The sequence below is a fragment of the Streptomyces sp. NPDC006872 genome (assembly GCF_040635845.1).
Lineage (GTDB): Bacteria > Actinomycetota > Actinomycetes > Streptomycetales > Streptomycetaceae > Streptomyces.
Genome location: NZ_JBEYIL010000002.1, coordinates 432196 through 457904, shown reverse-complemented (window position 1 = coordinate 457904; position 25709 = coordinate 432196). Strand labels below are relative to the sequence as shown.

Here is a 25709-nt window from a genome sequence, read left to right as displayed (position 1 = left end):
GGGGCGAATGCGCCGCGGTCGATGCGACGAACCGCGGTCGCGAAGGACTTGCCGCAGGGGGACGGGGATGAGCGAGCTCTACGCGGGCGCAGAGACCGACGTCGAGGAGGTCCTGCCGCCGCCCGGGACCCGCGAGCTCCCGGAAGCCGACGACACCGCGGAACCCGTCGAACCGCTGGACGACCACGAACCCGGCGACGCGGAGAGCTCCGTGGCGGAGCCGGAGGCTCCGGACGAGGCCGCCGACGACTCGCAGCCCTCGCCGGAGGACGACGAGGAAGCCGAGCCGCTCGAACCGCTCGACGCCGATGACACGGACGAGGCGGAGGAGGCGGAGGCGGAGGCGGAGGAAGCGGCCGACGGCACGGACGAGGCCGAGGGCGTCTCCGAGACCGATGCGAAGATCGGCGAGCTCGAGAAGCAGGGGCATGGGCCGCAGCGTCACCTTCATCCGACCTCGGAGGCCCTCAAGGAGCGCAAGGGCGAGCCCAAGACCGACGCGAACGACGACGTGGTGATCAAGAACAACGGCCATGTGCGAACCATCAACCACGTGAACCCGGAGACCGGCAGCACTCAGGACGTCAAACCGGACGGGACGACGAGTCCGCACCGGTGCGGCGACTACGCGACGAAATTCACGAACGCGGAGGACTACGTTCTCGCCGAGGAGTATCTGCGCGAGAAGGCGATCGACTCCGGGGATTTCAAGGTCACGGCCAGTATCGAGGAGATCTTCGGCCCGGGAGACCACTCGGACAGGTTCGAGGGCTATTACGTCGACCCGGACAACCCGACAGGCGCGGACGATTCCGTGAACCATCTCCCCGTGGACTTCGAGGACGGTCATATCGTCGCCGTCTACAACCCGGGCACCGGTGACCTGCACACGATGTACCCCAATCCCGAGCCGGGACGACACCCTTAAAGGAGACACGTATGGACGCCAGGACCAAGAAGTTCATCGGCAGTGCCTTCGGACCCGACTATGTGAACGAGCCCGAGGTTCTCAAGGAGGGGATTCAGCGGAGTCTGGCCGATCCCGGGCCCTTTTCGAAGGCCTCCGAGGCCCAGCGTGACGGATTCGCCGAGGTGATCCGCACACGTGGGCTGTCGCTCGCCGAATGGGAGGACCTCACGGAGGGAGTGCTCTCCTTTTCCGGCGAGGACGATCTGTACGCCTATCTCGAGAAGGCGTACGACTATTTCTTCGGTGACGCCGCGGAACTGCCGCCCCACCCCGGGGACTGACGGACCAGTTCCTCGTCGCCCCCCTGCGTCGCCTCCCCCCACCGGGGAGGCAGGATGGGGGCATGAGCGTAGTCAAGATCAACGTACTGACCGTGCCGGCCGAGCAGCGGGAGACCCTCGAGAAGAGGTTCGCCGCGCGGGCCCACGCCGTGGAGAACTCCGACGGTTTCGAGTGGTTCGAGCTCCTCCGCCCGGTCGAGGGCACCGACACCTACCTCGTGTACACGCGGTGGCGTGACGAGGAGTCCTTCAAGGCATGGCTGGAAGGGCCGATGAGGGCGGCGCACCGGGGCGGCGCGGAGGGCGAGCAGGCCAAGCCCGCGGCTTCGGGCTCGACCCTGTGGTCCTTCGAGGTGGTGCAGCAGGCGGCGCCGAAGAGCGAGTAGTCCCTCTGAGGGCCGGTCCGGACGGCGGGTGGACGCCGTGGCGTCCACCCGCCTGGGGCCGTCAACCGCGGTAGACGGCGATCTCGGTCAGCGTCGGGGTGTACTGCTCCGTCGCGATCTTCCCGGTGAGCGCCACCCGCAGCCGGGAGGTCGTCACGGTGCCGAAGCCGGTCACGGTGAGGTCGTGCCCGATGCCGGTGGCACGGCTCGCGAAGGTGACCCAGGCGCCGGTGGCGGCGTTCCATCGCTGCAGGTCGAACGACTGCACCCGCGGATTGGTGCCCGAGTCGGTGTACTCGTCCAGGTAGATCTCGTCGAAGGCGGTGTCCGCGCCGAGGTCGATGTCGAGGGTGATCGGATAGGCGGCGGCGTCCGCGGCGGCCCAGCGGGTCGTGAGACTGCCGTCGGTCAGCTTGTCCGCGGTGAGCGTTCCGTTCGCTCCCGGGTGGGTCGAGCTCGCCGTGACCGGTCTGCCGAGCGCGAGGTCGACCCGGTTGTCCGTCTCCTCCTCGATGGGGTCGTCGTCCACCGGATCGGGGACCCGCGGGCCGATCCGGCTCTCGGCGATGCCGATGTCCGGTGCGTCGCCGTAGTAGAGGGGCGTGCCCAGGAAGTCCTCCGCGCCCAGGTGCGGGTTGTAGCGGCCGGCGTCGACGAGCGGGGAGTCGTCGCGCAGCGCGAAGTGCGCCGCGGCCTCCCGGATCCGGTCCACGCCCGCTCCGGTGACGTAGTCGGCCGGGTCTCCGACGAACCGGGGATCGGCCCGGGTTCCCCTGGGGTCGGCCGGTTCCTGGGTGGAGTGGGCGCCGCCGGCCTCGTAGTAGTCGTTGTTCGAGAAGACGGCCTGTCGTAGCGCGCCGGTTCTGCGGTACCAGGGCGTCGACGTCGTCGTCGAGGTGTTGTAGAAGATGTTGTTCAGGAAGTAGACCCGGCTCAGGAACGTCTCGTCGTGGACGTAGTCGAGGTCCGCGCCGTCGTAGACGAAGGTGTTGTTCGTGACGTACGTCGGCGAGTAGTTCGTCGACAGCATGTTCTTCACCAGGACGCCGTTGTCGTTGACGCTCAGGTTGTAGCGGGCGATCGAGTTCGAGCTGTTGCCCATGTAGGCCATCCAGCCGGCGGCGTTGTCGTGCGAGTAGTTGAACTGGTACGTCACGTTGAAGTTGGTGTACTCGAGGTCCCAAGGGGTGCCGTCGTACTCGTTGTTCGGGCCGCCGTAGACCTCGTTGTACTGCATCACCGAGTCGGCCCCGGCCCACAGGTAGAGCCCGCAGGAGACCGCGTCGTAGCGCTTCAGGAACCCGTTGACCTCGTTGTACTCGACCGTCATGTTCTTGGTGTTCGCGAGCTGGATCGCGCCCTGGCCGATGCTCTCGGCGTAGTTGTGGCCGATGTAGACGTCCCGGCTGTACAGGTCGCGGGTGCGCACCCAGAGCTGTTCCCAGCCCTCGTGCCACTTCCCGCTCTCGTCGTACTGGCCGGCGTTCGCGCCGTCGGCCGCGAACCAGTTGAACGCGAACTGGACGGCATGCAGTTCGACGTTCTCGAAGGTGTTGTTCTCGATCCGGACGTCCTTGAAGTGGTGGCCGCCGGTGCCGTAGTCCTTGTAGCTCTTGCTGCCGAAGACCTGGAAGTCGACCGCGCCGTAGTGGATCTTCTGCCAGTGGCTCGGGCCGTCGAGGTTGTGGACGAACACGTTCGAGATACGGAAGTGGTCCATGACGCTGTCCGCGCCGGCGGCCAGCAGGTCGGCATTGATCGAGACCATGATGCCGTCGCGGACGTACGTCCCGTCGGTGATGTCGGTCGCGAAGTCGTCGTCGTTGGACAGTTCGACGTTGTTGATGTCCCAGTACTGCTGGTTGCGCAGCACGATCGAGCCGGTCAGTCCGACGGTGGCCGGGTTCTTGGTGCCGTCGGCCCTGAACGGGCTCGACACCTTGCCGTTCGTCGCGATGTACGGCCGGCCCGCGTTCGGGTCGCCGTACGCCGAGACGGTGATCGGCCTGCCCGTGCTGCCCGAGCCCTTGGGCCACAGCTGCTGGTCCTGCCACTGCTCGCCTGCCTTGAGCAGGATGCGGTCGCCGGGCGCGAACGTCGTCGCGTTGGCCTTCGCGAGGGTCCGCCAGGCGGTCGCCGGGGAGGTGCCGGCCGCGGTGTCACGCCCCAGCGTGGCGTCGAGGTAGTAGTCCTTGCCGCCGGTGGTGTTCGGCGTGTTGCCCGGCCAGACGGCCTTGACGGCCACGCGGGCGGGGGTGCGGTGCGGGACTGTCGTGGCCTGCGCCGCGGGCACGAGCGCGGCGACGAGCAGCGCGGCGAGCAGGGCGACGAAGCCCGCGTACAGCATCCGTACGGAGCGTGGTGGTCCGGTGTCGACGGGTCTCATGGCTGCACGTCCTCTGCGTTGATGGCGTCCACCGCCGAGGTGTCGACATCGATGTCGCTGTGGTCGACGCGGCGCTGGAGGTACTGGTCGAACTTCTTCTCGACGAGCGACTGACGGATCCGCCGGGAGTACTCGGCGAAGGCCTTGTCGTCGTCGACGTCCTCGCTGACGAGCTCGTAGTAGGTGATCTGGCCGGTGCCCGGGACGGGGGCGGAGATCGCGCCCGGTGCGAGCGGGCCGAGCACCGCCATGAGGTCCTGGTCGTGGGCGTTCGGCCCGGTGGAGCCGCCGCCGTCGTAGGTGCCGGTCGTGAGCCTGGCCCCGGGTTCCCGGGCGGCGACGGCCGCGAGGCTCCCGGCGGCGGTCACCCGCCGTTGCAACCCCGCGGAGTGGTCCGCGGGTGCGTCGGCCGGCACCGGCACGACGAGCTGCCTGTACTGGTAGGTGGTCGCGTTGGCGCTCCAGTCGTCCCGGTCGGCGGCGAAGGCCTTGCGGACCTCGGCGTCGGTGACCTGGAGCGGGGCGTCGGCGCCGCCCGTGCCGAGCTGCTTCTCGAGGTTCGTGGTGAGCTCGGTGAGCCGGTGGGTGTAGTACTCCTCGGGGGAGAACCGTGTGACGCCGTAGACGGTGCGGCCCGCCGCGATGCCCGCGGCACGGGACCGGTTCTCGTCGGACAGCTCGGCGAGGAAGTCCGCGTGGTCCACCGAGTCGACGAGCCCCCGTTCCTTCGCGAGGACGAGCGTGGTCTTGTCCCGCCAGATCTCGTCGAGCGCACGGGTCTCCAGCCGCTGGAGCGCGGTCTTGTCACCGGCCTTCGCGTTCCAGTCGATCGTGCCCCGCAGGCGGTACTCGTTGCGCAGTTCGTTCTGCACGGTCGGCGCCAACCGCCGCATGTGGAAGAGGAGTTCGTCCCGGGTCACGGGGTGCCCGTCGAGGGAGGCGACCCGGTCGGTGGTGCGGTGGCCGAGCAGCGTCAGACCGGCTGCGGTCAGGGCGACGAGGGCGGTGCACAGGCCTGCGACGATCAGGGCGACGGCCCGGCGCGAGAGCCTGCGGGCGGTGACCGGCGTACGGGACGGGCTCGCCGCGCGCGAGGCGCTCGGCCTGCGCGAAGTCTTCGGCTTGCGGGAAGTGCTCGGCTTGCGCGGGGTGCCCTGTCCGGGCAGCGTGCCCTTCATCAGGCCGCTCCGATCGCGGCCACCCGGGCGACGACCGGGGTGTCGCGCGCCTGCGGCACCTCGACCCGCACGGCGTCGACCTCGGCCGGACGGAACGTCAGGAAGCGCTGGTGGCCGACCGCGTTCGCCTCGGCGAGCGTCGTCCAACGGCCGTCCCACCGGCGGCCCCGGATCACGACGTGCTCGATGCGCTGGCCCTGGGCGATGTCCTCGCCCACGACGACCGCCTCGACCGTGCGGGGTCCGGCGAACTCCAGGGTGACACTCGGCAGGGGATCTGGCGCGTTCGGCCGCCAAGGGGCGCCGCCCCTGCCGGGCCACGCGGTCGCCGCGTCGCCCGCCGTACCGGAGGAGACCGTCACGGTCGCCGCCTCGATCCGCCGCGCGCGGAAGTCCTCGATGCGCCGCCCCAGTTGCTCCAGCACCGCCACGTCGGCGCCGCGCAGCCGACCGTCGGCGGCCGGCGGGACGTTGAGCAGGAAGCAGGAGTTGCCGCCGACGGCCCGCTGGTGGACGGTGAACAGCTCGTCCACGGTGCGGACTTCGGCGTCCTCGGCCGGATGGTGGAACCAGCCGGGCCGGATCGAGGTGTTGACCTCGGCCGGGTACCAGACGAGGTCGTCCTCGTGCCCGGCGAGCGCGGCGCGGCTGCCGAGGTCGCGGTCGTCGCTGCGCACGAGCCGGGCGAAATGGCCGTCGTCCGCCTGCTGGGAGCGGTCGGCGGTGCGCTCGGCGTCCTGGAGCGCACGCGGTACCACGCTCCACTCGTCGGGACGGGTGTCCCCGGCCTCGTTGCCGCACCAGCGGACGTCGGGCCCGCACACGCTGATGACCGCGTCCGGCTGGAGCTCGCGGACCACCGCGTAGTACCGCTCCCAGTCGTAGAACTGGCGCCTGCCGTCCGGGCCCTCGCCGTTCGCGCCGTCCAGCCATACGGAGAACACCGGCCCGTAGCGGGTGAGGAGTTCGGTGAGCTGGGCGACGTAGAAGTCGTCGTACGCGGTCCCGGAGCCGTAGGACGCCTCGGTGCGGTCCCAGGGGGAGAGATAGATCCCGAACCGCAGGCCGTGCCGTCGGGCCGCCGCGGCGACCTCCGCGACCACGTCGCCTGCGCCGCCCCGCCAGGGCGACGAGGCGACCGAGTAGGCCGTGGCGTCGCTGGGCCACAGGCAGAAGCCGTCGTGGTGCTTGCAGGTGAGGATCACTCCGGTCATCCCGGCGCTCTGCAGCGCCGTGATCCACTGGTCGGCGTCGAGGCCGGCCGGGTCGAACAGCGCCGGGTCGTCGTGGCCCTCGCCCCACTCCCGGTCCGTCATGGTGTTCATGCCGAAGTGCAGGAAGCCGTAGAACTCCATTTCCTGCCAGTCGAGTTGGCGCTCACTCGGCCGGACCTCCGCCAGCGCCCGCCCGGTCTTCGCCGCCGCGGTCACCGGAACCGCCGGTTGTAGGAGGCGAGCAGGGCCAGCAGCGCGGCCAGCGCGCCGAGCATGACCGCGAGGTGCCCCCAGCCGACCGTCGTGCGCGCGGTGACGACGAGCGTGACGCATGCTGCCGTGACGAGCGTACGGGCGGCGACCAGCAGCGCCGTACGCGTCGAATCCTTCATGTCGGTTTCCTTCCGGGGTCGCCTGCGGGGGGGGCGGTCAGCCCTTCACGCCGCCGGCCGCGATGCCCTCGATGAGCCGGCGCTGGATGACCGCGTAGACGATGAGGACGGGCACGATGACGATGACCATGCCGGCGTAGAGACGCCCGTAGTCGGCCGCCGCCTTCTGCGCGGTGAACAGGTTGAGCAGGCCGACCTGCAGTGTCTTGCCCTCGCCGGGGAGCAGGGTGAGCGAGATGATGAAGTCGTTCCAGTAGGCGAGGAAGTTGAACAGGATGGCGGTGGTGACCGCCGGGCGCGCCATCGGGAGCATGATCCGGGTCATGATCCGGAAGCGGGAGGCCCCGTCCAGGGCGGCGGCCTCCTCGTACTCGACCGGTATCGACCGGAAGTACGCGGTGAGCAGATAGATGGTGAACGGGATCGACGTCGCCGCGTAGACCAGCGACAGGACCGCGGGGTTGTCGATGAAGAAGCCGTCGGGGAAGACGTCGACGAGCGCACGGTCCCAGTCGACGAGCATGAGGAAGATCGGTACGACGATGTAGTTGACGTTGACGAACAGGCCGCCCAGCAGCGCGATCTCCACGAGGCGGCGGCCGCGGAACTCGTACCGGGCGACGACATAGGCCGCCGGCACGGAGACCGCCATGACGAACACCAGGCCGAGCAGCGTGACGAGCACCGAGGTCAGGAAGTACCGGCCCATGTGCGCGGTGACGAACGCGTCGGAGTAGTTCTGGAAGTGCAGGCTCCTGGGCAGGGTCCAGGGGCTGCCGAAGAACTCGCCCTTCTGTTTGAGCGAGGCGAGCAGTACCCAGGCGACCGGCACGGCGATGGCCAGCGCGAGGGCGACGACGAGGGCGTGGGTGAGCAGCCGGGCGGCGCGGGGGCGAGAGACGGGGGGTGTGGTCATGGGTGTCCGTCCTCAGAACTGGAGTGGCTCGCGCCGTGTCGCCCGGCTCACCAGCAGCGACACGAGGAACGAGAACGCGAAGACGACGACACCGATGGCCATGCCGTAGCCGTACGAGGAGTTCGTGTACGCCTGCTTGTACATGTAGTTGAGCAGGACGTCGGAGGAGCCGTCGGGGCCGCCGCCGGTCATCGCGCGGACGAGGACGAAGCTGAGGTTGACGGAGCTCATGATGAAGAAGGTCAGCGTGGTGCGCAGGGTCTGCCAGATGAGCGGCAGGGTGAGGGCGAAGAACTGGCGGACGGCGGACGCTCCGTCGAGTGCGCTCGCCTCGTAGAGCTCCTCGGGGATGCTCGCCATGCCCGCCATGTAGAGGACCATGTAGTAGCCCAGCGACTGCCAGACCATCGCGATCGCGACGGAGTAGATCACGAGCTTCTGGTCGCCGAGCCAGATCTGCTGCCAGCTGTCGAGGGAGAGCAGTCGGAGCGTGCCGTTGAGCAGGCCGTTCTTCTGGTCGTAGACGGCGGAGAAGATCGCCGCGATGACGACCACCGAGAGCACGTTCGGAATGTAGAGGACGAAGCGGTAGAGGCCCCGGCCGCGCAGCTTCTGCCGGGTCATGATCGCGGCGAGGAACAGGCCCGAGCCCATCGTCACGACGGTCACCACGACGAGCAGCGCGACCGTGTTCTGGAAGGCGCGCACGAACTGGTCGTCGTCCAGGAGGCGGCTGAAGTTGTCGAGGCCCACGAACCGCAGGTCCGGGGAGAACCCGCTCCAGGTGTAGAGGGACATCCGGAACACGTTCACGGTCGGGACGACCATGAACACCGCGAAGAGCACCAGTGCGGGCAGCAGACAGGCGAGCACGAAGCCGGTGTTGCCTCGCTTGCGGCCCGGGCGGGGGCTCGCGGGTGGCGGTGCCTGCCGTTTGTCCGGTGCGGGTGGGGTGGAGAGGGGGGTCGCCGTGCCGGTCCGCACCTCAGTCGCCCGCCTCGCGCAGCTTCTCGCTGGCCTCGCTCAGCGCGGACTGCCACTTGTCCTCGGTGGTGTCGCCGCTGATGACGCTGTTGGCGGTGTCGAAGAGCGTGGCCTTGATGTCGACTCCCTCGACGGGCGCGGTGCTCGCGAACCCGCCGACGAGCGCGGCGACCGACGGATCCTCGTACACCTTGTAGAACTCGGCGTTCTCCCCGGTCAGGCCGGCGGCGATGCCCTCGATCGGCTGGATGGCGTCGGACTTGGCGAAGGTCTTCGCCGCCGCGTCGGAGTAGAGATAGGCGATGAAGTCCTTGGCGGCGTCCTTGTTCTTGGCGGCGCTGGGGACCCAGACCGACTCGACCGACGTCGTGATGTAGCGCTTGCTGCCCGCAGTGACGGCCGGCAGCGGTGTCAGGGCCCACTGGAAGCCCGTCGCGCGGGGCGCGTCCGCCATCTCGCCGACGATCCAGGTGCCGTTCGGCATGAACAGCGCCTTGTCGTCGAGGATCAGCTGCTGGTTCTTGGTGAAGTCCTGCTCGTTGGCGTACCCGACGGTGGTCGGCGCGGCATAGCTCAGCAGCCGCGTGGTGATGTCCAGGGCCTTACGGGCGTTCGCCGACTTCCAGACGTCCTTCTTGTACGTCATGACGTCGGTGTAGAACTGCTCTCCGCCGATGTCGGCGAGGAGGGCGAAGAAGTACGAGTCGAGGTAGCCGGCGGTGGGGTAGGTGAACAGGGGTATGCCCTGCTTCTTGGCGGTGTCGCCGAGCGCGAACATCTCGTCCCAGGTGGCGGGCGTCTTCCAGCCCTTCTTCTCGAACAGGCCCTTGTTGTAGAAGAGTCCGGTCGGCGCGTAGTACATCGGCATCAGATATGTCTTGCCCGCGCCGTAGGGGTCGGTGTTGAGGTTGCCGACGATCCCCTCGGTGAGCTTGTCCCCCACGGTCTTGTCCTCGCCGGGGACCTTCGTCTTCAGCACCGGTGTGAGGTCCTCGAGGGCCTTGTCCTTGATGAGGGTCTCGGTGAGGGCGGCCTTGCGGCCCTGGCCGAGGACCACGACGTCCGGGTAGCGGCCCGCCTTCATGTTCGGGGTGATCTCGTCCTCGATGCTCTTCGAGATCTGCAGCTGGACATCGATGTCGGGGTGCGCGGCCTCGTACTCCTTGATGACCTGTGTGTACATGGCGCGGCCGTAGCCGCCTTCGAGGGCGGCGACCTTGAGGGTCGTCCGGCCGGAGTCCGAGCCGCTCCCGTCGCCGGACGAGCAGCCGGCGAGCAGTCCGAGCACGGTGACCGCGGTGCCCGCGAGGACGAGCGATCTCCTCATAGGGGGTCCTTCCCATGGACAGAACAAGCCCGGTAGCCACCCGGATTGTTACGGTGGCACCGATAACATGAGGCCTTACGGTGGCACCGATCCCAGGCGGACGCAAGGGGCCCACGGGAGCCTTTTCGGGATACGGGTCAGGAGCGGCGCGGCGGGGCCGTGGAGTCGCGCACCGACAGCGAGGCGGTGCCGGCCGGCTGGTCGACGCCGGCCTCGTCGCCGTGCAGCAGCAGGGCGACGGCCGCCGCGCCGTAGCGGTAGAAGTCCTGCCGCACGGTCGTCAGCGACGGCGAGCAGTAGGCGGCGAGGGCGATGTCGTCGACGCTGACGATGGACACGTCCTCGGGGACCGAACGGCCGCGCTCGCGCAGGGCGCGGATCACCCCGAAGGCCATCTCGTCGCTGGCGACGAAGACCGCGGTCACTTCGGGGATCATGGCGATGATCTGCCCCTGCCGGAGGCCCGAGTCGGGCGACCAGTCGCCCTCCAGGACCGGCGGCGGCTCGATCCCGGCCGCGGTCAGGCACTCCTGCCAGCCCTGCCGCCGCTGCCGTGCCTCGATCCACTCGTCGGGCCCGGAGACGTGCCAGACCTGGCGGTGGCCGAGGTCGAGCAGGTGCTGGGTGGCGATCCGGCCGGCCTCCTGCTGGTCGATGCCGAGGACCCGGGCCCCCGCGGTCCGCGAGCCGTCGAGGGTGACGGTCGGGATGTCGCGGGTGATGTCCTCCATCTTCGGCGTCACGGAGATGAGCGGCACGGCGATGACGAAGCCGTCGACGCCCTGGTCGGCGAGCTTGGACAGGGAGCGCTCCATCAGGCCGGTGTCGAGCGCGGCGATGGTCGCGATGTTGACGGCGTACCCGGCCTCGCCCGCCGCCGCCTCGACGCCGGCGGTCACCGCCGAGCGCGAGTAGTACCCGCCGGACGCCAGCAGCACCAGTCCCAGGGTGTGGCTGCGCCCGGAGGACAGTGCCCGGGCGGCGCTGTTGAACCGGTAGCCGGTCTGTTCCACCGCGGCGAGGACGCGCCGCCTGGTGTCGGGGTTGACGTTCGGCGAGCCGCGCAGCGCGCGTGACACGGTCTGCGCCGACACCCCGGCGGTCCTGGCCACGTCGGCCATGCTCGGCTGCCTCGGCCTCTCGACGCCCTCGGTCATGGCGCGCCCCTCTCCCGCGGCCTGCCCGCGACGTCGTCCCTGTGGCTGATCCTATCCGTCTTGTTACGCATGGCATCGATAACATACGCTCGCCCCGTGACTGAGCCGAGCACGACCCCCATCTCCCCGGCCCACACCACGACCGCCGCGCTGACCTGGCAGGGCGGCCGCCTGTACCGGCAGGGCGTCCCCCATCGCATCCTGTCCGGGGCACTGCACTACTTCCGCGTCCATCCCGACCTCTGGCGGGACCGGATCCGTCGGCTCGCCGACCTCGGGCTCAACACGGTCGACACCTATGTGCCGTGGAACTTCCACCAGCCCCATGCGGATCGGGCGCCGCGCTTCGACGGCTGGCGGGACCTCGAGCGCTTCGTGCGCACGGTGGACGAGGAGGGCCTCGACGTCGTCCTGCGACCCGGCCCGTACATCTGCGCGGAGTGGTCCAACGGCGGCCTGCCGAGCTGGCTCACCGGCCGGGACGTCGCGCTGCGCAGCTCGGACCCGGCGTTCACCACGCCCGTCGGCCGCTGGTTCGACGAGCTGATCCCGCGCCTCGCCGCGCTCCAGGCCTGCGCGGGCGGGCCGGTCGTGGCGGTGCAGGTGGAGAACGAGTTCGGCAGCTTCGGCGACGACCAGGCCTATCTGCGCTGGAACCGGCGGGCGCTGATCGCGCGAGGCATCCGGGAACTGTTGTTCACCGCCGACGGACCCACCGAGCTCATGCTGGACGGCGGCACCCTGCCCGGGACCCTGACGGCCGTCACCCTGGGCTCCAAGCCCGACGCCGCCCGGGAGCTGCTGGCGGCGCGGCGACCGGCCGAACCGTTCGTGGTCGCCGAGTTCTGGAACGGCTGGTTCGACCACTGGGGCGAACGGCACCACGTCCGCGAGGTGGAGAGCGCGGTCGGCACCCTCCGCGGCATCCTCGCCGACGGCGGCAGCGTGAGCATCTACATGGCGCACGGGGGCACCAACTTCGGACTCTGGGCCGGCGCCAACGAGGACCAGGGGCGACTGCAGCCCGTCGTGACGAGCTACGACTCCGACGCGCCGATCGCCGAGGACGGCGGTCTCACCGCCAAGTTCTTCGCCGTGCGCGAGGCCCTGGGCGCCCACGGCCCCCTCCGCTCCCCCGCGCGTCTGCCCACGCTGGCCCCGGCACGCGTCCCGCTCGCCCACCGTGCCGACCTGCTCGCCGGACTCCGCTCGGCGTCGGCACCGGCCTCGACCTCGACCGGGGCGCGCCCCGCCACCTTCGAGCAGCTCGGGCTCGACGCCGGCATGGTGCTGCACACCGCGCATCCGCGCATTCCGGCGGGCGAGCACCGACTGCTCCTCACCGACGTACGCGACCGGGCCCTGGTCTTCGTCGACGGCGCCCTGCTCGGCGTCGCCGACCCCGGCGCGCCGCAACTCCCCCTGCACGGAACGGGTGCGGTCGTACGCCTGGAGGTCCTGGTGGAGAACCTCGGCCGGGTGAACTACGGGCCGGGCATCGGCGGGCACAAGGGCCTGCTGGGCCCCGTCCTGGTCGACCGGCGGATCGTGCACGGCTGGGACAGCACTCCGGTCGCGCTGCAGGAGTGGTCCACTGCGGAGCTGTCCGAGGCGGTCCGCGGCGGTCCCGCGACCACGGACGCCGGGTTCGCCGTCGCGACAGTGCAGGTCGACTCGCCCGCGGACACCTTCCTCGCGCTGCCGGGGTCGAGCCGCGGCCTCGTCTGGGTCAACGGGTTCCTGCTCGGCCGCTACTGGGAGATCGGGCCGCAGGTCACCCTGTACTGCCCGGCGCCGCTGCTGCGGGCGGGCGAGAACACCGTGACGGTCCTGGAACTGGAACGGCTCGGCGGAATCCTCGAGTTGCGCGACCGCCCCGAACTGGGACCGCCGCAGGAGTACGTGGAGGAGTTCGACTGACGCGGCCCGCGTGTGGCGAGGCCCGCGTGACGGACGTCGGCGCCGCCCGGCCGGCGCCGTCAGCTCTGGGTCGGGGCGAGCACCACGAAGTCCGCGTCGGACGGGTCGAGGCAGACGGCGAGACGGCCGACGCCCTCCGCGTCCTCCGGTCCCATCTGCACGGTGCCGCCGTTGCCGGCGACGGCGGCGACCGCGGCGTCGCAGTCGGTGACGGCGAAGACCGGATGCCAGTACGGCCGTCCGTTCGCCAGGGCGAGGACCTCCTTGCCGACCTCCATCAGACCGCCCTGCATGCGCGCCTCGGGCGCAACCCCCGCCGGGGTGATGAGCGTGTACGTGCCGCCGCCGCCCGGCATGGCCATGTCGCTGTACTCCCAGCCGAAGACAGCGCCGTAGAACTTCTTCGCGGCCGCTGCGTCGCTCGTGTAGAGCTCGGTCCAGGACAGTGAGCCCGGCTGGTCCGCCAGCTCGAAGCCCGCGTCCTGCCCCGGCTGCCAGACGGCGAACTGGCCCCCGAGCGGGTCGCTGTACTGCGCCATCCGACCCCATTCGTCGAGGTCCCTCGTCGGCACCCGCACCGTGCCGCCCGCCCGCTCGACGGCCTGGGACGTGGCGTCCGCGTCCGTGACCCGGTAATAGATCATCCAGGCGGAGCGCGCGCCCTCCTCGGTGAGCTTGCCGAGCCCGGCGACGACCTTGCCGTCCTTGCGGAACATCCCGCCTTCCATGTCCTCCCCCGCGCCCTCCATCTCCATCGGCTCGTACGCCCAGCCGAGCACCGCGCCGTAGAACGCCGCGGTGGCCGGGACGTCGGGGGCGCCGAGGTCCAGCCAGCAGGGGGCGCCGGGGGTGAGGTCGGTGGTGATCACGACGGTTCCCTTTCGCAGGTGCTGTGTGTCACCAGCCTGACACCCGACACCGCCCGTCGCGCGTCGGCTGCCTCCGTCGCCGTCCCGCGTCTCCCCTCGCCCGTCCCGCGTCTCCCCTCGCCCGCCGCCCGTCCTCAGGTGACGGTCAGTCCGTAGGCCCGGTCGAAATGCTGGGCCACGAGGTGTCCGGCCCCGTCGCAGGAGAGCTGCCAGTCGTTGACGCCGGTCTCGCGGCCGTCGGTGAAGTTCCACAGCAGGCGGCCGGAGGCGGCGTCGATCGCGTAGAAGCCGTTCTTGTTCTCGAAGGCCGGGACGTAGAGGGTGCGCGCCCCCACCGCGATCGGGTTCTCGACATTGAGGCGGGGAGTCTCGCAGAACCAGCGCCGGGAGCCGTCGGCCGCGTTGAAGGCGTGGACGCCGTAGGGGTCGGTGCCGGTGGCGTAGACCGTGTTGCCGGCCGCCCCGAGGGAGGCGTACATGCCACGTTCGGCCTTCGTCGACCAGCGGGGCTTCCCGGTGGTCAGCTCCAGGGCGAGGAGCTCGGAGCCGATGGCGAAGACGGTCTGGCCCAGCACCGCAAGGCCCGGCCGCAGGTCGTAGCCCACCTGGTGCCGCCAGCGCAGGCTGCCGCCGTCCCGGCTGTCGCGGACCGAGACATTGCGCAGTCCGTCGGCGTAGACGAAGTACTGGGAGCTGATGACGGGCTTCAGCGCAACGCCGACGTCCTCCGGGTCGATCGGTATGACGAGGGCCTGGCGGGCCGTGAGATTGACGCCGAAGACCGCGGCGGTGGAGGTCGCGACGCCCTGCTCCGCCGACTGACGCTCCAGACTGGCCCCGAGGACCACGGCGATGGAGCCGTCATAGCTGCCGAGCAGCTGATCGAACTGGTAGTCCTGGCCGAAGTCGAGGGTGAACCGCTCGGCGCCGCTGGCCACGTCGACCCCGATCAGGGTCGCGCCGGTGCCGAGCGCGACCGCGGCGCCGTTGGTCAGCACAACGGGGGTGGGCGAGAGGCTGATGCCCTGGTAGACCCATTTGGGCTGAGCGCCGTTCTTCACGTCGAGGCAGATCATGTTCCCGGGGCGGGTCTTCAGCAGGGCCGTGCCGTTGCTGAAGACGGCCGGGGCCTGCAGCAGCGGGCCGCCGCGGTAGACCCAGGTCGGCTCGGGGGCCGGGCCGAGCGGGCGCACCGTCTGTCCGCCGGTCCTTCCTCGGGTCACGAGGGCCGCTCCGCCGACGAGGGCGGTGGCGGCCGCGGCGGCGAGGATCACACGCCGGGTGACGGCGGAGCGGGCGGGGGCGCGGTGGTTCACGGGCGTGGCGGAACGTTCCGGCAGTGCCTCCTCCGGGCGCGAGAAGGACTCCGCTTCCGCCGGCCCTGAGCCCTCCCCGGCAGTCGGCTGCGCCATGCCGGCGGCTCCGACGGCATAGGTGCCGACGCCACCCGTTCCGCGGGCGCAGCCCTCTCCGGCCCCGCCGTCGTCGGCCGTGCCGTACGCCGAGCGCCCCGCCGTCGCCCGACCCGAGCCGTACCGACCCGAGCCGTACCGGCCCGACGCGACCGGCTCGGGGGCGGGTACCTCGGCGGAGGCCGGCGTGGGAGCCGGGGCGGCGGCCGGTGCGGGCGCCGAGGCGCGGGGCGGCGCAGAGGCGTTCGCCCGGACCGGGGCGGGGACCGGGGTCCGCGCGAGGTGGTCGAGGTCCATCGCGGCCGCGCGGTGATCGGCGACCATGGCGGCCACGCGCGCGGGCAGCCACCCATGCGTCAGCACCTGTTCGGCGCCTCCGGGAGCGCAGGCCGCCGAAAGTCGGTCGGGGCTGATGCGAAGGGCCGGGTCCTTGGCGTGACAGAGGCTGATGATCTTGTCCAGCGGCTCGGGTACCCGGGTCAGGTCGGCCGAGCCGTGGACCACCTGGTAGAGCAGAGCGGCCACCGCGGCTCCGCTGAACGGCGAGTGTCCGGACGCGGCGAACGCGAGCACCGAGCCGAGGCAGAAGACGTCCCCCTCCGGCCCCATCGGGTCACCGGTGGCCTGCTCCGGACACATGTATTCCAGGGAGCCGAACAGGCCTCCGGTGCCGGTGAGTTCATAGCCGTCCCGGGCGCGGACGATGCCGAAGTCGATGACGCGCGGGCCGTCCTCGGCGAGCAGCACGTTGGACGGCTTGAGGTCGCGGTGCACCAGCCCTTCGGCGTGCACCGCGATCAGCGCCTCGGAGATGCCCGCGCCCAGCGCGAGGACCGTCTCCACCGGCAGCGGGCCGTGGGCGGCGACCGCCTCGGCGAGGGTGGGGCCGGGGACGTAGACGGTGGCGAGCCATGGCGTCTCGTCGTCCGGCGCGGCATCCACCACGGGGGCCGTGTAGACGCCGCCGACCGCCGCCGCGGCCGCCACCTCGCGCCGGAAGCGGATGCGGAAGTTCTTGTCCTCCGCCATCTCGGGACGGATGACCTTGACGGCGACGGTACGGCCGGCCGACGACCTCGCCAGATAGACCCGGCCCATACCGCCCGCGCCGAGCCGGGCGAGAAGACGGTAGGGGCCTAGCTGCTCGGGATCTTCTGGGCGCAGTGGCTTCATGCCCTCAGCCGCCTGTTCTTCGTGGTGACGGGTGGGAGTCCCGTGCACGCTGCGGGGGAAGGCCCGGTGGGGGTCTGGAAACAGACTAGGGGCAGAAGTGGCTGACGAGACCACTTCCCGACGGCTGTCATCGATTACCCGAAGGTAGGTGTTCACCTCTTCTTCCGCCCCTGGAACCCCATTTGAGGCGTCGTCAGAGATCGGGTGACACGTGCTCGCCCTGCGGGAACAGTGCGCGATGAGCAACAAGTGCAGGATGAAACCACTCACACGTCCCAAGACGTCCGATGTGCCGAACGTCACCCCGCCCGCCTGCGATCTTGGCGCCGTCCGGCCCGAAGACCCTCGGTCAAGGTCGCGGGGCGGCCTCCAGGTGGTCGGCGACGAGCTCGGCGAACTCGTCCGGGGTCGCGAGGCGGATGCCGAGCGTCTCTGCCTTGGCCCGCTTGGATCCGGCGTTCTCTCCGGCCACGACCAGGGTCGTCTTCTTCGAGACGCTGGAGGAGGAGCGGCCGCCGGCGCGTTCGATGAGCTCGTTCATCTGGTTGCGGCTCAGTTTCTCCAGCACCCCGGTCATCGCGCCGGTGACGACCACGGTCATCCCGGCCAGCGCGCCGCCCACTCCGTCCGCTCCGTCCGCCTGGTTCGCCCCCTCCGAGCCGTCGTCGTCGCCGTCGCCTTCGCCTTCGGCGGCCTCGGCCGTCCTCGGGGCGGGCGGGGTGGCGCCTGGCTCGGTCATGTTCACCCCGGCCGCGACCAGTCTGTCGATGAGCGGGGCGAGTTCGACGAGTTCGGCGACGATGGACGGGGCCTTCTCCGTGCCGATGCCGTCGACCTGCTGGATCGCCTCGGCGTCGGCGGCCCGCAGATGGTCCATGGTGGCGAAGTACCGGGCGATACGGCGGGACATGGAGCGGCCGGTGCCGCGGACGCCGAGCGCGCACAGCACCCTCGACAGCGGCTGCGCCTTGGCCGCGCCGATCGCGGCGAGCAGGTTGTCGGTGCTGGTCTCCCCCATCCGCTCCAGCCCCAGGAGCTGCTCACGGGTGAGGGCGAACAGGTCGGCCAGGTCCGCGACCAGGCCCGCTTCGACGAGTTGGACGACGCGGGTGTGGCCGAGGCCTTCGATGTCGAGCTGGTCGCGGCCCGCGGCGTAGGAGAGGGAGGCGACGAGGTGGCAGTTGCGGCCGTTCTCGCAGCGCCAGCGCTGTTCGCCGGTGTCGATGCCCGAGCCGCACCGCGGACATGCCTCGGGGAAGACGATGGGCTGTTCGTCGCCGGTGCGCAGATGGGCGACGGGGGCTTCGACGCGGGGGATGACGTCGCCCGCCCGGTGGACCATGACGTGGTCGCCCAGGCGCAGATCGCGGCGGGTGATGTCGGCCGGGTTGTGGAGAGTGGCGTAGGTGATGGTGGAGCCGTCGATCTCCACCGGCTCCAGGACCGCGCGGGGGGCGATGATGCCGGTGCGGCCCACGTTCCACTCCACCGCCAGCAGCCGGGTGATCTTCTCCACGGCCCGCAGCTTGTAGGCGGTCGCCCAGCGCGGTGCTCGCGAACCCGATCCCGCGGCTTGCTGGTCCGCCGCCAGATCGGCCTTGACGACGATCCCGTCGATCCCGAACGGCAGCGAGGCGCGCAGTGCGGCGATCTCCGCCACCCTGGCCAGGACCTCGTCGACGGTGTCGGCGGTGACGCCGGGCACGGCGGTGGTGGCCGTGGTGTTCACCCCGTACGCGGCGGCCCGCGCCATGAGCTCGCTGTGGGCGCAACTCTCCAGCGTCTCGGGCGACGCCGGGTCGGTGTCGGCGAGGGGCAGCAGTCCGTAGCCGAAGAAGGTCATCGGCACGGTGTAGGCGCGTTCCCTGGCGCGCAGGGTGCCCGCGGCGGCGTTGCGCGGGTTGGCGAACGGCGCGCCGCCGTGCGCGGTGCGTACCTCGTTGGCGTGCTCGAACTGCTCGGTCGTCATGAGGACTTCGCCGCGCACCTCCACCGTGACCGGCTCCGCCAGCTCGTCCGGCAGGCCCACGACGGTACCGATCGCGTGCGAGACGTCCTCCCCGGCCGTCCCGTCGCCCCGGGTGATCAGCCGCGTCAGTCGGCCATGGGTGTAGCGGGCCGCGATCGCCAGGCCGTCCAGCTTCGGCTCCACGCTGTAGCGCTCCACCTCCCGGCCGATGCGTCGGGTCAGCGAAGCGGTCCAGGCCGTGAACTCCTCCGGCGAGAACACGTTGTCCAGGCTCAGCATCGGCGCCGTGTGCGGGACATCGCCCTCGACGGCGCCGCCGGCCACCTTGCCGGTCGGCGAGTCGGCCAGCACCTGCTCCGGGTGTTCGGCCTCCCACACCGCGATGGCGCGCACCAGCCGGTCGTAGGCGTCGTCGTCCAGCCCCGAGGTGCCGGCCGCGTAATAGGCGGCCGACGCCTTCACCGCATCCTCGACCGCCTGCGCGTAGGCGACGGCATCCACAATCACTGCACCGGGTGTTGTCATGGTCGACATCCTGCCTCCCACCACTGACAACGCCCTGGGAGTGCCGCCGCGCCCGCTCCCCGCCCGTGGGCCTCCCGGCAACCGCAGATCCGCCGAGGTCGCGGGTCGTACGCCGCAACTTCCCGCCTCGCCCGCTGACTTGACGCGCCATCATATAGTTGCGAACGGCACGCGGTGATCCCTTGTCCCACGCCGCGCGGCCGGAATCCCACTGGAAAGGCACGACCCTGCGGAACGAACCGCACAGCCGCACCGACGACGCGTCCGCCGCTCTGTCCTCGCCCCGCCGGTCGGCTTTCTCCCCCGCGGCCGACGTGATCGGCTCGGAACTCGACCTGCGTATGACCGGCAGCCACGTCGTGCACGCGCTGACCCCCGGCTTCTGCGACGCGGCCTCCGTGTTCCTGCTGGAGCGCTGGCGTGTCGAGGAGAACGCGCACGTCGGCGTGGACCCGCCCCGGATCGAGGCGCGCCGGACCGCGCTGCGCGTCGGACCGGGCGCGCTGGAGGACTGGGAGAGGATGCTGCCGGTCGGCGAGGTGATCGCCTTCCCCCGCGACACGCCCTACGCCCGTGCGCTCACCGCCGGGCACGCGCAGGTGCACAGCGCCGTGGACCCGCACACGTCCGAGCGGCTCATCGCCTCCGGGGACGGTGCGGCGCGCGCCGTCGACCTGCTGCGGGTGGCGTCCTTCCTGGTCGTCCCGCTGCGGCTGCGGGACGTGGCGATCGGCTTCGTGACCTGCACACGAGGACCGGACCGGCCGTCGTTCACCCCCGCGGACGTGGCCGCCGTGGAGGCGCTGGCCGCGCGGGCCGCCGTAGCCCTGGACAACGCGCGCCGGTACGAGCGTGAGCGGCGCACCGCGCTCGCCATCCGCAACAGTCTGCCGCCCGGCACAGCCCAGGAGTTCGAGGGCTGCCGCACCGCCCACGGCTGTCTGCCCGCGGGGCAGGGCAACCTCGTCGGCGGCGACTGGTCCGATGTGCTGCGGCGGCCCGGTGACCGGGTGAGTCTGATCGTCGGGGACGCCATGGGGCACGGTCCGGAGTCGGCCGTCGCGATGATCCAACTGCGCACCGCGGTCCGTACGTTGGCGGCGCTCGACATCCCGGCGGCCGATCTCATAGGCCGGCTCGACACCCTCGCCGGGGACTCCCCCGGCGTCTCCTTCGCGACCTGTATCTACGCCGAGTGGGACGCCCGGCAGCGCACCTGCACACTGGTCGGAGCGGGCCACCCTCCCCCGTTGCTGCGCGGCCCCGACGGCCTGACGGCCCCCGTCACGCTGACCGGCGCGGGTCTGCCCCTCGGGCTCGGTGCGGGCAACTACGAGGAAACCGTGCTGAGCGTGCCGGATCCGGCCCTGCTGGTGCTCTACAGCGACGGTCTGGTCGAGTCCCGGGACGCCGACATCGACCAGGAGATCAGCCGCCTCGCGCGCACGGTGGACGCGGCAGCCGCCGTCGAGCCCGTCGGCGGCGACGGCTCGGACATGCTGCCGTCACTGCCGTCCCTCTGCCATCGGCTCCTGCACGCGCCCTCCGGCGCGGCCGGAGCCGACGACCGCACCCTGCTGCTGGCCGAACTCACGCCCGTCGGCTCCTAGTTCAGCCCCCTGGCTCGCTCAGGACGTCAGGGTCGCCCATACCGCGTTGCCGCCCGTGAGTCTCGACCGGTCGACGCCCCAGGCCTCGGCGAGCTGCTCCACGAGGAGCAGTCCGCGGCCGCCCTCGTCGTCCGGACCGGGCTCGCAGCGGGGCAGGCCGCGGCCCGTGCGGTCCTGGTCGTGCACCTCGAGGCGCAGGCACCCGTCCGTGACCAGCCCGACCCCGCACAGGAACCTGGTGCCGAGCGTGTGCCGTATGGCATTGGTGGCCAGCTCGGAGAGGAGCAGGACGGTGTCCGCGCACAGCTCGCCGGGCAGGCGCCACGCGCTCAGCCGCGCGCCCATGGAGTGGCGGGCCACCGAGACGCTGGAGCGGTGGGCGGGGAGTTCGAGCCAGTGTGTGCGGTCCGGACTCCAGGTGTCCAAGGGCTGAGGGGAGATCGTGTGGGGGGTCACGATGGTCGCCTTCCGTGGGGGGCGGGAGCAGCGGCCGGAGGCCGGGGAAGGTGAGCAGGAGGCCTGGGAGGAGGGGGTGTTCCGGGCGGGCCCTGCGCCGTGAACGCCCGAGCGGCCCAACTCCGTCGGGGGTGGGGGAGCTTGATGCGGGAACGCTCGTGTTCGGCGGCGCGGTTCACACAACTAACTATGCTCGCACCTAAGTTCAGGCTGCAACCGACTGCCTGATAATTTCAACAAGCCGATATCCGTCTGTTCACGTCATCCGGTCACGGTCAGACTGGTGTCGGCGGCAGACCTTCAGGGTGAGTGACCTTCAGGAGGCGGAGCGTGAGCGAAGGCCGTTCGGGCACGGGCAGCGGCGGCACCGGTACGCCCACCGTTCTGCGCATGATCCTCGGCCGGCGACTGCAGGAGCGTCGTCAGAACGCGGGCGCGTCGCTGGAGGACGCGGCCAGGGCCCTGCGGGTCAAGCCCCTGACCATCCGCCGGCTGGAGAAGGCGGAGGTCGGCCTCAAGCCGCTCTACGTGGAGATCCTGCTCGAGACCTACGGGGCCGACCCGCAGGAGATCGAGGAGTTCGTCGCCCTCGCCGAGCGGGCCAACGAGCCCGGCTGGTGGCATCCGTACCGGGATGTGCTGCCGAGCTGGTTCAGCGGCTACGTGAGTCTGGAGACCGGCGCCAAGACCCTGCGCACCTACGAGCCCCACTACGTCACGGGGCTGCTGCAGACGCCCCGCTACGCACGCGGGGTCCTGAGCGGGGGCTTCCCCAACGACCACGACGACGACCTGCGGCGACGCGTGGACCTTCGGCTGCAGCGCCAGAGCCTGCTGGAGAGAGCCGACGCCCCCACGCTGTGGGTGGTGATGGAGGAGGCCGTGCTGCACCGGGTGGTGGCGGCTCCCGAGGTGATGCGGGAGCAGATCGACCGGCTGCTGGAGGTCTCGGAACTGGAGCACGTAAGCGTCGACGTCGTGCCGTTCACGGCCGGCGCCCACGTCGGCGCGTGCGCCCCGTTCACCTACTTCCGGTTCGAGGAACCCGAACTGCCCGACATCGTCTACACCGAGATCCTCTCCGGCGCCGTGTACCTGGACCAGCGCTCCGACGTCGCGGCACATCTGGAGGCGCACAACCGCATGTCCCTGCTGACCTCGGACACGGTCAGCAGGGCACTCCTGAACCGTATGCGCAAGGAGTACTCATGACCGGCATCGACAGCCATGTCCACGACGTCTACAACGGGATGCCCGCCGCCGACCTCGGCGAGCAGGGCTGGGAGTCCCCGTGGAGCGGCCCCAACGGGGGGCAGTGCGTGCAGACGAAGCAACTCTCCGACGGCCGTGTCGCGATGCGGCAGTCGACCGACCCCGCCGGTCCCGCGCTGATCTACACCCCCGAGGAGATGGCCGCGTTCGTCGCGGGAGTCAAACGGGGCCTCGCCGACCACCTCGTGGCCGGCTGACCACCTCTCGGCCGGCCGACCACCTCGCCGGCCGGCCGGCCACCTGGCGGCCGGCCGAGGCCTGAGCACACACCCCCCATGCACACCACCGAAGGGCACCGCACATGACCACCTCGAACGCCTCGCGGGACATCGACACCAGCAGGCCGCACTCCGCCCGGATGTACGACTACTACCTCGGCGGCAAGGACCACTTCGAGGTCGACAAGCAGGCGGCCGAGACCGTCGCCGCGGCCTACCCGGGCATCTTCGTCTGCGCCCGGGAGAACCGCGCCTTCATGCACCGCGCCACCCGGGTCCTCGCGCAGGAGCACGGCATACGCCAGTGGCTGGACGTCGGCACCGGCATCCCGACCGAGCCGAACCTGCACCAGGTCGCCCAGTCCGTGGTGCCCGAGGCGCGGGTCGTCTACGCCGACAACGACCCCCTCGTCCTGAAGTACGCCGAGCGGCTGATGCGCAGCACGGCCCTGGGGCGCACGACCTACGTCGAGGCGGACGTCAACGACCCCGGCGCGCTGCTCGACGCGCCCGCGCTGGCCGAGGTGCTGGACCTGGACAAGCCGGTGGCGCTGTCGCTGAACGCCCTCATGCACTTCGTCACCGACGCCCAGGACCCGTACGGCATCGTGAGCCGGCTGCTGGCCGTGCTTCCCTCGGGCAGCGCGCTGGCTCTCAGCCACTGCACACCCGACTTCGACCCGGCCACCTGGCAGAAGGTCACCGACATCTACACGGCCGCCGGAACGCCGGTGCAGTTCCGCTCGCAGAACGACGTCGCCCGGTTCTTCGACGGGCTGGACCTGCTCGACCCGGGCGTCGCGGTCGGCCACCGCTGGCGTCCGGACAGCGCCCCGCAGGCCACGGACGCCGAGGTCAGCCTCTGGACGGGCGTGGGCATCAAGCCGTAGCAGCCCGGCAGACCGGCGGACCGGCGCAGAAGCCGACGTCATGCTCCGCCGCCCGGGCCCTGGTGCTCCCGGTCGGGCAGGCCGTCCAGGCCCGTGTCGAGCATGATGCGGTCGACGGTCTACGGGAGGGTGCTGTCGGCGCCGATGACGGTCTCGGCGCCGTCCGGCAGCAGATCGAGGTCCCGGTACCAGTCGCGCAGGTCCGCCTCGCCGACCTCGTCGGCGTACGGCTTGGTGGCGTGGCGCACGAGCGTCTCGGCGAACGGCACGTGCAGGTAGTAGCCGTGGGTCGGGCCGCGATGGTCCGCGCGCAGCCGCGCGAGCATGGCGCCGTAGCGGTCGGCGTACAGGATGCCCTCGAGGACGACGTGGTACCCGGCGTCCAGGGAGTAGCGGGCGACGGCGTCGATCAGCCCGATGTTCGCCGCGCCGGGCCGGTCGTGCTCGCGCAGCACGACGCGCCGCAGGTTGTCCTGCGCGACCAGGGCCAGGCCCCGACCGAACCGGTCACGCAGACCGGCCGCCACCGACGACTTGCCCGAGGCGCTGTTCCCGCGCAGCACGATCAGCCGGGTCTCCCGGGTGCCCACCATCACACCGCCACGCTACCGGGACCCGCGAGGGCGTCATGAGTACGACGACTCATGACGCGGGCCGCGACGCACGCGAGGATCGACGGATGACGAGAATGAGACGCACGGAAGTCCGGTTCGGAATACCGCTGTTGGCGATCCTGGCCGTACTGGCCGCGGGGTGCGGAACCGAGCGGGCGGCGGACACGGCCGGTGACGGCGGCTCCTCTCGGGCCGCAGCACGGACGCCGAGCGCGCCGGTGGACCTCCCGTGCCCCGGCGAGAGCCCCGCACCGACGCCCACGTCGAGCGTGCCCGCCCCCGGCTCCCCCTCCGCCTCCGCCACACCGCCCGTCGACCACTACGCCGAGAACCACGGCTTCATGGTGCCGATCCCCTTGCACGGTGAGCGCCGCTGTGACGGGCTCGCGGCCGCCGACCGCATCGAGGCCGCGCTGGAACCGCTGCGCGAGCGCGGCGACTTCGCCCCGGAGAGCACCCGTGGCGTGCTGACCGGTCTCGGCTACTCCGCCGGGAAGGTGCAGTCGTACCAGAACGGCCCGACCGGGGTGAGCTTCCTGGTCGACGCCCGTCCGCTGTGCCTGGAAGGCACGATGAACTCCGGGGGCACGAAGGTGGACGCCTTCGCCGGCTATCCCGACCACACCGGCTGCGACCGTCCCTCCGGCGGCCACTGAACCGTGTACACGTGAAAGCCCTGTTCGAGCTGGTCGAAAACGCGAACTGGTGTACGTGGATGGGTCATTGGGACGTAAGTTGTGGCTCGAACTGCTCACGCCTCGGCTGAAAGACGGACGCACCTCATGACCGACCATCAGAACATCGACACGTCGGTGCCGCACTCGGCCCGCATCTGGAACTACTGGCTGGGCGGGAAGGACAACTACCCCGTCGACGAGCAGGCCGGCGACGCGTACACCGACGTCTTCCCCGGCATCGTCACCATCGCCCGCAGCAGCCGGGCCTTTCTGCGCCGCAACATCACCCACCTGGTCTCCGAGGCGGGCATACGGCAGTTCCTGGACGTCGGGACGGGCCTGCCGACCGCCGACAACACCCATGAGGTCGCCCAGCGCCTCGCCCCCGAGTCGCGGATCGTCTACGTCGACAACGACCCGCTGGTCCTGGCGCACGCCCGCGCTCTGCTGACCTCCACCGCCGAGGGCGCGACCGCCTATGTCGACGCCGACGTGCTGGACCCGGAGCGCATCCTGGCGGCCGCCGCCGAGACGCTGGACTTCAGCCGCCCCACCGCGCTGATCCTCAGCAACATCCTGGGCCACGTCGCCGACTACGACCAGGCGCTCGCCATCGTCACCCGCCTGATGGCGGAACTGCCGTCCGGCAGCTACCTCTCCGTCAACGACGGTTCGCGGGGCATCGACCCGGTCTTCGAGCAGGCGCAGGACGCCTACAACGAGAGCGGCGCCGTCCCCTACAACCTGCGCTCCGTGGACGAGATCACGGCGTACTTCAAGGGCCTGGAGCTCCTGGACCCGGGGGTCGTCTCGGTCCCCCTCTGGCGCCCGGAGGCCGGCTCCCCGGCCCCGGCGGTCATCGGCGAACACGGCGGCCTGGCCCGCAAGCCGTAGCCGCCCCGACTCGTCGTCC

General features: G+C 70.9%; 23 protein-coding genes. 10 read left to right on the top strand and 13 right to left on the bottom strand.

Features of this window, described 5'->3' with window-relative positions:
• Nucleotides 1-67 precede the first annotated feature (67 nt).
• The 3 genes from ABZ725_RS07075 (at nt 68) to ABZ725_RS07065 (ending at nt 1637) form a co-directional block, all read left to right on the top strand.
• Nucleotides 68-928, top strand: coding sequence for a hypothetical protein (locus ABZ725_RS07075; protein WP_358801714.1), 861 nt, complete (start codon nt 68-70; stop codon nt 926-928).
• 11 nt (nt 929-939) lie between these two features.
• Nucleotides 940-1251 carry a hypothetical protein gene (locus tag ABZ725_RS07070; protein WP_358801713.1) on the top strand — a complete coding sequence of 104 codons (312 nt, stop codon included), beginning with the start codon at nt 940-942 and terminating at the stop codon, nt 1249-1251.
• Between the two features lie 62 nt (nt 1252-1313).
• Nucleotides 1314-1637, top strand: a complete 324-nt coding sequence (locus tag ABZ725_RS07065) for an antibiotic biosynthesis monooxygenase (RefSeq protein WP_351913515.1) — start codon at nt 1314-1316, stop codon at nt 1635-1637.
• Nucleotides 1638-1698: 61 nt separating this feature from the next.
• Here ABZ725_RS07065 and ABZ725_RS07060 read toward each other — a convergent pair whose 3' ends face one another.
• From ABZ725_RS07060 to ABZ725_RS07025, 8 genes are all read right to left on the bottom strand, one after another.
• Entirely contained in the window at nt 1699-4023 is a 2325-nt protein-coding gene (locus tag ABZ725_RS07060) for a discoidin domain-containing protein (RefSeq protein ID WP_358801712.1), read from the bottom strand.
• A complete protein-coding gene (locus ABZ725_RS07055) occupies nt 4020-5201 on the bottom strand; it encodes a hypothetical protein (protein WP_358801711.1) in 1182 nt (393 codons plus the stop codon). Before ABZ725_RS07055 ends, ABZ725_RS07060 begins: the two co-directional genes overlap by 4 nt.
• Nucleotides 5201-6631 (bottom strand): alpha-L-fucosidase, encoded by a 1431-nt coding sequence (locus ABZ725_RS07050; RefSeq protein WP_358801710.1) that lies wholly within the window; start codon nt 6629-6631, stop codon nt 5201-5203. Before ABZ725_RS07050 ends, ABZ725_RS07055 begins: the two co-directional genes overlap by 1 nt.
• Nucleotides 6628-6807 carry a hypothetical protein gene (locus tag ABZ725_RS07045; protein WP_358801709.1) on the bottom strand — a complete coding sequence of 60 codons (180 nt, stop codon included), beginning with the start codon at nt 6805-6807 and terminating at the stop codon, nt 6628-6630. Before ABZ725_RS07045 ends, ABZ725_RS07050 begins: the two co-directional genes overlap by 4 nt.
• Before the next feature lie 37 nt (nt 6808-6844).
• Nucleotides 6845-7723 carry a carbohydrate ABC transporter permease gene (locus ABZ725_RS07040; protein WP_358801708.1) on the bottom strand — a complete coding sequence of 293 codons (879 nt, stop codon included), beginning with the start codon at nt 7721-7723 and terminating at the stop codon, nt 6845-6847.
• Between the two features lie 12 nt (nt 7724-7735).
• The gene (locus ABZ725_RS07035) at nt 7736-8707 is read right to left on the bottom strand and encodes a sugar ABC transporter permease (RefSeq protein ID WP_358801707.1); all 972 of its coding nucleotides are present in this window, start codon (nt 8705-8707) and stop codon (nt 7736-7738) included.
• A gap of 1 nt (nt 8708) precedes the next feature.
• Entirely contained in the window at nt 8709-10034 is a 1326-nt protein-coding gene (locus tag ABZ725_RS07030; protein ID WP_358801706.1) for a carbohydrate ABC transporter substrate-binding protein, read from the bottom strand.
• 137 nt (nt 10035-10171) lie between these two features.
• Complete coding sequence (locus ABZ725_RS07025; RefSeq protein WP_358801705.1) at nt 10172-11191, bottom strand: LacI family DNA-binding transcriptional regulator; 1020 nt, start codon at nt 11189-11191, stop codon at nt 10172-10174.
• Between the two features lie 69 nt (nt 11192-11260).
• Here ABZ725_RS07025 and ABZ725_RS07020 point away from each other — a divergent pair, with 69 nt between their 5' ends.
• Nucleotides 11261-13111, top strand: a complete 1851-nt coding sequence (locus tag ABZ725_RS07020; RefSeq protein WP_358801704.1) for a glycoside hydrolase family 35 protein — start codon at nt 11261-11263, stop codon at nt 13109-13111.
• Between the two features lie 59 nt (nt 13112-13170).
• Here the strand turns inward: ABZ725_RS07020 and ABZ725_RS07015 are convergent, their stop codons facing one another.
• The 3 genes from ABZ725_RS07015 to ligA all read right to left on the bottom strand — a co-directional run bounded on the left by ABZ725_RS07015 (nt 13171) and on the right by ligA (nt 19059).
• Nucleotides 13171-13980: a VOC family protein gene (locus ABZ725_RS07015; protein WP_358801703.1), complete on the bottom strand. Its 810-nt coding sequence runs from the start codon at nt 13978-13980 to the stop codon at nt 13171-13173.
• 134 nt (nt 13981-14114) lie between these two features.
• Nucleotides 14115-16565, bottom strand: a complete 2451-nt coding sequence (locus ABZ725_RS07010; RefSeq protein ID WP_358801702.1) for a PQQ-binding-like beta-propeller repeat protein — start codon at nt 16563-16565, stop codon at nt 14115-14117.
• Between the two features lie 349 nt (nt 16566-16914).
• The gene (gene ligA, locus ABZ725_RS07005; RefSeq protein WP_358801701.1) at nt 16915-19059 is read right to left on the bottom strand and encodes an NAD-dependent DNA ligase LigA; all 2145 of its coding nucleotides are present in this window, start codon (nt 19057-19059) and stop codon (nt 16915-16917) included.
• Nucleotides 19060-19241: 182 nt separating this feature from the next.
• Here ligA and ABZ725_RS07000 point away from each other — a divergent pair, with 182 nt between their 5' ends.
• Nucleotides 19242-20669, top strand: coding sequence for a PP2C family protein-serine/threonine phosphatase (locus ABZ725_RS07000; RefSeq protein ID WP_358801700.1), 1428 nt, complete (start codon nt 19242-19244; stop codon nt 20667-20669).
• A gap of 18 nt (nt 20670-20687) precedes the next feature.
• Here ABZ725_RS07000 and ABZ725_RS06995 read toward each other — a convergent pair whose 3' ends face one another.
• Nucleotides 20688-21125: an ATP-binding protein gene (locus tag ABZ725_RS06995; RefSeq protein ID WP_351913544.1), complete on the bottom strand. Its 438-nt coding sequence runs from the start codon at nt 21123-21125 to the stop codon at nt 20688-20690.
• 330 nt (nt 21126-21455) lie between these two features.
• On the opposite strand from ABZ725_RS06995, the gene ABZ725_RS06990 reads away from it, so the two are divergent.
• The 3 genes from ABZ725_RS06990 to ABZ725_RS06980 all read left to right on the top strand — a co-directional run bounded on the left by ABZ725_RS06990 (nt 21456) and on the right by ABZ725_RS06980 (nt 23505).
• Nucleotides 21456-22337 carry a helix-turn-helix transcriptional regulator gene (locus tag ABZ725_RS06990; protein WP_358801699.1) on the top strand — a complete coding sequence of 294 codons (882 nt, stop codon included), beginning with the start codon at nt 21456-21458 and terminating at the stop codon, nt 22335-22337.
• Entirely contained in the window at nt 22334-22594 is a 261-nt protein-coding gene (locus ABZ725_RS06985) for a DUF397 domain-containing protein (RefSeq protein ID WP_351913548.1), read from the top strand. The genes ABZ725_RS06990 and ABZ725_RS06985 overlap by 4 nt, the downstream gene beginning before the upstream one ends.
• A 104-nt stretch (nt 22595-22698) precedes the next feature.
• On the top strand, nt 22699-23505 hold the full coding sequence (locus tag ABZ725_RS06980; RefSeq protein ID WP_358801698.1) for an SAM-dependent methyltransferase: 807 nt from the start codon (nt 22699-22701) through the stop codon (nt 23503-23505).
• Between the two features lie 119 nt (nt 23506-23624).
• Here ABZ725_RS06980 and ABZ725_RS06975 read toward each other — a convergent pair whose 3' ends face one another.
• Nucleotides 23625-24098, bottom strand: coding sequence for an AAA family ATPase (locus ABZ725_RS06975; RefSeq protein ID WP_358802066.1), 474 nt, complete (start codon nt 24096-24098; stop codon nt 23625-23627).
• Nucleotides 24099-24193: 95 nt separating this feature from the next.
• On the opposite strand from ABZ725_RS06975, the gene ABZ725_RS06970 reads away from it, so the two are divergent.
• Nucleotides 24194-24775, top strand: coding sequence for a hypothetical protein (locus ABZ725_RS06970; protein WP_358801697.1), 582 nt, complete (start codon nt 24194-24196; stop codon nt 24773-24775).
• 126 nt (nt 24776-24901) lie between these two features.
• A complete protein-coding gene (locus ABZ725_RS06965) occupies nt 24902-25690 on the top strand; it encodes an SAM-dependent methyltransferase (RefSeq protein ID WP_358801696.1) in 789 nt (262 codons plus the stop codon).
• The last annotated feature ends 19 nt before the right edge of the window (nt 25691-25709 follow it).

Excerpts from the sequence above, each read along its gene's own strand:
- ABZ725_RS07030 (WP_358801706.1), bottom strand. The coding sequence starts at position 10,034 with ATGAGGAGATCGCTCGTCCTCGCGGGCACCGCGGTCACCGTGCTCGGA.
- ABZ725_RS07040 (WP_358801708.1), bottom strand. The coding sequence starts at position 7,723 with ATGACCACACCCCCCGTCTCTCGCCCCCGCGCCGCCCGGCTGCTCACC.
- ABZ725_RS07075 (WP_358801714.1), top strand. The coding sequence starts at position 68 with ATGAGCGAGCTCTACGCGGGCGCAGAGACCGACGTCGAGGAGGTCCTG.
- ABZ725_RS07070 (WP_358801713.1), top strand. The coding sequence starts at position 940 with ATGGACGCCAGGACCAAGAAGTTCATCGGCAGTGCCTTCGGACCCGAC.
- ABZ725_RS06985 (WP_351913548.1), top strand. The coding sequence starts at position 22,334 with ATGACCGGCATCGACAGCCATGTCCACGACGTCTACAACGGGATGCCC.
- ABZ725_RS07020 (WP_358801704.1), top strand. The coding sequence starts at position 11,261 with ATGGCATCGATAACATACGCTCGCCCCGTGACTGAGCCGAGCACGACC.
- ligA (WP_358801701.1), bottom strand. The coding sequence starts at position 19,059 with ATGACAACACCCGGTGCAGTGATTGTGGATGCCGTCGCCTACGCGCAG.
- ABZ725_RS06975 (WP_358802066.1), bottom strand. The coding sequence starts at position 24,098 with ATGGTGGGCACCCGGGAGACCCGGCTGATCGTGCTGCGCGGGAACAGC.
- ABZ725_RS06970 (WP_358801697.1), top strand. The coding sequence starts at position 24,194 with ATGAGACGCACGGAAGTCCGGTTCGGAATACCGCTGTTGGCGATCCTG.
- ABZ725_RS07025 (WP_358801705.1), bottom strand. The coding sequence starts at position 11,191 with ATGACCGAGGGCGTCGAGAGGCCGAGGCAGCCGAGCATGGCCGACGTG.
- ABZ725_RS07010 (WP_358801702.1), bottom strand. The coding sequence starts at position 16,565 with ATGAAGCCACTGCGCCCAGAAGATCCCGAGCAGCTAGGCCCCTACCGT.
- ABZ725_RS07055 (WP_358801711.1), bottom strand. The coding sequence starts at position 5,201 with ATGAAGGGCACGCTGCCCGGACAGGGCACCCCGCGCAAGCCGAGCACT.
- ABZ725_RS06965 (WP_358801696.1), top strand. The coding sequence starts at position 24,902 with ATGACCGACCATCAGAACATCGACACGTCGGTGCCGCACTCGGCCCGC.
- ABZ725_RS06980 (WP_358801698.1), top strand. The coding sequence starts at position 22,699 with ATGACCACCTCGAACGCCTCGCGGGACATCGACACCAGCAGGCCGCAC.
- ABZ725_RS07065 (WP_351913515.1), top strand. The coding sequence starts at position 1,314 with ATGAGCGTAGTCAAGATCAACGTACTGACCGTGCCGGCCGAGCAGCGG.
- ABZ725_RS07045 (WP_358801709.1), bottom strand. The coding sequence starts at position 6,807 with ATGAAGGATTCGACGCGTACGGCGCTGCTGGTCGCCGCCCGTACGCTC.
- ABZ725_RS07060 (WP_358801712.1), bottom strand. The coding sequence starts at position 4,023 with ATGAGACCCGTCGACACCGGACCACCACGCTCCGTACGGATGCTGTAC.